Raw genomic sequence first — 1,280 nt, forward strand, 5'->3', positions numbered from 1 at the left:
GTGGCCATCAGCGAGCAGGTCGTCGAGCGGAACGAGCCGCTGCGCGCCGCCGCCGGCGACTGGTGGGTGGCCCAGCGCGTCAGCCGTGGCGTCGACGCCATCGGTGACGAGGGATGGGCGCACACCGGGACGCAGCTGATCGTCGACTGCACCCCCCTGCCCCTCAGGAAGCGGGCGGTCCACTTCCGCGACGGCATCGAGGTGGTGGTGCCGTCCATCCGGCGGACCCCGCCCTCCAGCCTCAGCCCGCGGGCCAAGACCCACAACTATCTGAACGTCATCATGGCCGACCGCGAGGTCAAAGCGGCCCGGCCCGAGGCGTGGTCGGTGCTCCTGGACGAGAACGGCAACCTCTGCGAGGGCATCGGCAGCAACATCTTCGTGGTCCGAGGCGACCGCATCTACACCCCGCGCGAGCAGTACGTGCTGCCGGGGGTGAGCCGCCGCACCGCGATGGAGCTGGCTGCGCGGCTCGGCATTCCCTGTGAGGAGCGCGATCTCGACGTCTACGACGCGGTGACCGCCGACGAGGTGTTCCTGACCTCGACCAGTCTCTGCATCTGTGGGGTGCGCTCGGTCAACGGCCAGCCGATCGGCGACGGCAAGGTTCCCGGGCCGATCACCAGGCGGCTGACCGACGCCTACGTCGCGCTCGTCGGCACCGACTTCGTGGCGCAGTATCTATCTCGACTGGGGTGAACCTGCCGTCAAGGACGGCGGCGAGACCTTTCAGTTCACGTTACCGCTCGCTGCGGCTCCCGAATCGGGAGGCTCGCGTCTGTCGCCAACGGATGCAGCTCGTCGATCGCCCAGCCCACGTCCAACCGCTCCCCGAGCCATCTTGGGCATGCTGTCCGCGCATGGAGGCGCATACCTTGCGCCTCGTGCCGAGCACGTAGCGCTTCCACCGGATCAGCGGGCACCGGCGCCGGCGGCGGCACCTCGGGAAGCGGTCGGCCGTCCGGCCGCTGGAATCGTAACGCCCCGTTGGCCAGGCACTCGAGCCGGTAGCCCTCCTCGTGGACCGCGCGATGATGGCGGCGACACAGTAACGCGAGGTTCGCCAGCGTGGTCTGGCCGCCCTGCGCCCAGTGCCGCACGTGATGCCCCTGCCCGACCCGCACCCCGCACCCCGGGAAGCGGCAGCTCCGGTCCCGATGGAGTAGCGCCCGCCGCAGCGCGGGGGGAATCGTGCGAGTCCGGGCACCGACCTCCAGCACTCGCCCCTCGTGATCGTGCCGCATCACGACCCGGCTGGCGTCGCACGCGAGGCGCAGGGA

At 70.5% G+C, this 1,280-nt stretch carries 2 protein-coding genes; one reads left to right on the plus strand and one right to left on the minus strand.

Annotated elements, in window-relative coordinates; translation table 11 throughout:
• The coding region (locus ACRDSQ_RS28120; RefSeq protein ID WP_431425183.1) for an aminotransferase class IV at positions 1-699 on the plus strand (699 nt) is incomplete at its 5' end.
• A gap of 35 nt (positions 700-734) precedes the next feature.
• Here the strand turns inward: ACRDSQ_RS28120 and ACRDSQ_RS28125 are convergent.
• Positions 735-1,280 (minus strand): HNH endonuclease signature motif containing protein (locus ACRDSQ_RS28125; protein ID WP_431425184.1); only part of this gene is annotated, 546 nt, incomplete at its 5' end.

Source organism: Actinokineospora sp., assembly GCF_050699995.1.
Lineage (GTDB): Bacteria > Actinomycetota > Actinomycetes > Mycobacteriales > Pseudonocardiaceae > Actinokineospora.